Genomic DNA, 3459 nt, shown 5'->3' on the forward strand with positions numbered 1-3459 from the left:
CCGGCCATTGCCGGCAGTCCCAATATCTTCATCAACAACAAGCCTGCGGTGCGCCAGGGCGATGCTTACGCGCCCCATGGCTGCTCACCTTGCCCCTCCCCGGCGCATGGCAGAGCGCTGGCAGCTGGAAGCCCAACAGTGAACTTTAACAACAAACAGGCGGGCCGTGTTGGCGACCCGATTGATTGCGGCGGAGCAGATGTTTCCGGCAGCCCAAATGTATTTATCGGAGCCGCTTCCCCTGCTGGCACCCGCAAGCCGTTTGCCGAAGAGTGCCCGTTTGCAAAGGATGCCTCATGACCCAGGCAGCATTAGCGCCGGAGACTAAGTCAGACACACTCATCCCGGACAGTGTGAAAGCCAGCTTGTTTGCCAAAGTCACCGATGACATTGCCGCCTATGCCATCATCGATGGCCAGTGGTGTGAAGATATCTATGGCCGGCTCCTGGGAGAGGAGAACTCTGACTGGTGCAGCCTGATTGCTGGAGAACTGGCACACGAATTGGCGCTGACCGCTCCTTATCTGGTACGGTTGGAACAAGACAGTGACCTCACCAACTGGTTGATTGAAGAAGGCTGGGGCAAAGGCTGGGGGATCTACTTCTTAGCCTCAAAATCCAGAGCAAAAGAGCTTTACAAGACCCCTCCTCCTGAGAGCTTGAAGCAACAAGTCGAGCGCGGTGCCTTTGTTGCCTCGCCCGATATCTCTGAGGATGAAGCAACAGATGTGGTGCTGCTGCGTCGCCATTTCCGCCGTTACTTGCGCGTTGAGTTTGAAAGCGATGGCCGTCTGGTGCGCTTCCGCTTCTTTGACCCGGCTGTCCTGCGGGTCTGGTTACTTTCCACAAACCCGCTGGAAACACAGGCCTTCTTTGGCCCAATCACAGACTTCATTGCCGAGGACTGGTGCGAGGAACCCAGCCTGTGCCATGATCATCAGCTCTGGCACTTTGCAGCTCCCCGCCCCGGAGAACACTGCACGGCAAACCGCTTTGATATGCAAACACGTCAACTCACGCCCATGACGCCATTTGCAGAAAGCTCGACGCAAACCAATGACCGCCCCAAAGGCCACATCACCCTCATCCGAAAAGCACAGGAAAAGGCATTTGAAGACATGCAGTGGGAGTTGTTTGTGGCGAAAGTTGCGCAGAAAATCTTTCAAGCAGGAAACTTACCTCAAGAGCAATTTTTGACCTTTACTGATGTGCAAAATTTTGCACGAGATCGGGTTGATGAAGCGATTGAAAATGGCGTGGAGACTATTGAAGACTTAAATGAACATTTGCATAAAAAGTTTAATATAAAAGACTCAATTCGAGGGACAAATGACGAAAAAAAATGAAGAAATTCCAAGGTTTACTTTAGCAGGAATTTTGTTTCTTTTACTATTAATATTGATACCGTTCGGAAGTGTTTTTTTTATTGAACTAATATCAATAAATCCATTTTTCTTGATATTTGATATTTTTAACATAAAAGAATTTAGTTACCTCACTGGGGAATACTTAATACTGTATTATAATTTAGCATTATTTGCATTAATAATGTGGTATTTTTCTGTCCTTAGAAAAGGCGACTATAGTTACTTCACTAAATCGATATCTATTATATTGACGGTGATATTTATTGCAAGCGCACTAGTGACACAAATAGTCTTTTCAGGAATGCTCTATAAAAGTGAGAACCATAATGTGACTCCCATAGAGAATAGCAGATGACCGATCAATCAATAAAAGACAAACTTTCTATCTGCGAAACTTGTAAATTTGTATTGCGGATTGGCCTATTTTTTGACGGTACAGGCAACAATTCTTACAATGTAAGTACTCGTATATCGGGTGGTGAGCTGCCTGGTATTGATAGTATGCCTTTAACTTCAAATAGTTATAAGGCAGATTATACTAATGTCTGGAAGCTTCATCGCTTATACCCGACCTCGCATAGCCAAAGAAATGTCGAAGGGGAAACATACATCTACGGTAACTTTTATATTGAAGGAATCGGAACAGATACCGGGTATATTGACTCCCCATACGGACAAGTCTCTGGCAGTGGCGATTACGGTGTGATTGCGAAGTCCGCAAAGGGAGCATCGCAAGCATGGGAATTTGTCCGTGCGTACGCATCCTATAACATTACTAGAATAGAAGTTGATGTTTTTGGGTTCTCCCGTGGGGCAGCTGCCGCGCGCCATTACGCTCACGTCCTAAATTTGTTTCAAGCAATCTATGGTCCGTATTATAAGACGCAGAAAGGTTGGAGGCGTAATATGACAAAAACGAAAGAGAATATGGACGGCTTAAAACGGCAAGTAATGTCGCTTAAAGTGCGAGGTGAGAAATCTCTGTACAGTGTATTTCATGAAATCCCGACGAATATCCAATTTATTGGATTATTCGACACGGTCCCTTCAATTATATCACCAAAATACTTTGACCTTTCTGCAACTAATAAAGACCACGGTTCAGTTCTACTCCATTTATCTCCCGGCATTGCGAAAGAAAAAGTGGTGCAGCTTGCGGCGATTAATGAACGCAGAGAGAATTTTGCGCTGAAATCGATTTTGTCAAATCCTGTAAGCTGTGAAGTACCAGAATTAAAAACCGAAGGTAACCATCTAGAAGAATGCCTTTACGGATCCCATTCGGATATTGGCGGAGGTTATTTGTCTGGGAGTACAGAGGTCGACCTTGGCACTCACCCAGATGCAGTAGAGCATGCTATTAACGAAGGGCGGATCGGCTCTGTTGACGATCCGCATTGTCAAACCACCACCGTATACCGTTCAGCCCAAGTTAAAGAGTGCATTTATGAAGGTGAAAATGGGAGAATTACTCAAAAACTAGTAAATGATGAGATTTTCGATACGACAATGCAACGCGACTATGTGGATGGATCGCTTTCGAAAATAGCACTTCATAAAATGCATGACTATGCTGTATCCAGCAGCGTTCCATTAGTACCAATCCAGCACAGAGATGAGACCAGTACGTCGACAGAGCCTTCAAGTAAGCCGATCCTAGGCATAACAGATATACCCCCTGAACTTCAATTAATTGACGAAAAGACCCATAATAATACGCCATTATCTGCAGAGGAGCTGAAATTACTAGATAAGAAGTACATCCACAACTCTGACTCGTATTCTCTAGGGCAAGCCCCTACAGAAAACCGCAAACGAGTAATCTCTGCCAACTAGATGGGCGGTGTTGGACGTTGTTGCAGGGATCGTGATTTGAAGCTAATTTACTGAAGTCCTGCCAACATTTCAGATGGTGTTATCAAGTTAACTTTGGCTCCAGCTTCGATTGGTAGTTGGGCAACATGACTTGTGCTCCGATCAGTTACAAACGCCATCGCTTTCCACCCGAAATTATCGCTCACGTTGTTTGGTTCTATCACCGCTTCTCCCTCAGCCTGCGCGAGGTTGAGGAGATGCTGCTGGAGCGCGGCAT

The 3459-nt window shown here is 45.9% G+C and carries 3 protein-coding genes and 1 pseudogene; all 4 read left to right on the top strand.

From position 1 onward, the window contains the following. The coding region (locus tag BMZ51_RS23360) for a PAAR domain-containing protein (RefSeq protein ID WP_074882407.1) at positions 1-300 on the top strand (300 nt) is incomplete at its 5' end. Continuing rightward, positions 297-1346, top strand: coding sequence for a DUF4123 domain-containing protein (locus BMZ51_RS23365; protein ID WP_074882409.1), 1050 nt, complete (start codon positions 297-299; stop codon positions 1344-1346). The genes BMZ51_RS23360 and BMZ51_RS23365, both read left to right, overlap by 4 nt. A 372-nt stretch (positions 1347-1718) precedes the next feature. After that, a complete protein-coding gene (locus BMZ51_RS23375; protein WP_068009910.1) occupies positions 1719-3203 on the top strand; it encodes a T6SS phospholipase effector Tle1-like catalytic domain-containing protein in 1485 nt (494 codons plus the stop codon). Positions 3204-3328: 125 nt separating this feature from the next. Beyond that, a pseudogene (locus BMZ51_RS23380) lies at positions 3329-3459 on the top strand (IS6 family transposase); the annotation flags it as partial.

The sequence above is a fragment of the Pseudovibrio axinellae genome (genome assembly GCF_900110875.1).
GTDB lineage: Bacteria > Pseudomonadota > Alphaproteobacteria > Rhizobiales > Stappiaceae > Pseudovibrio > Pseudovibrio axinellae.

What these genes read in the sequence shown, in the direction of transcription:
- BMZ51_RS23375 (WP_068009910.1), top strand. Translation starts at nt 1,719, where the DNA reads ATGACCGATCAATCAATAAAAGACAAACTTTCTATCTGCGAAACTTGT.
- BMZ51_RS23365 (WP_074882409.1), top strand. Translation starts at nt 297, where the DNA reads ATGACCCAGGCAGCATTAGCGCCGGAGACTAAGTCAGACACACTCATC.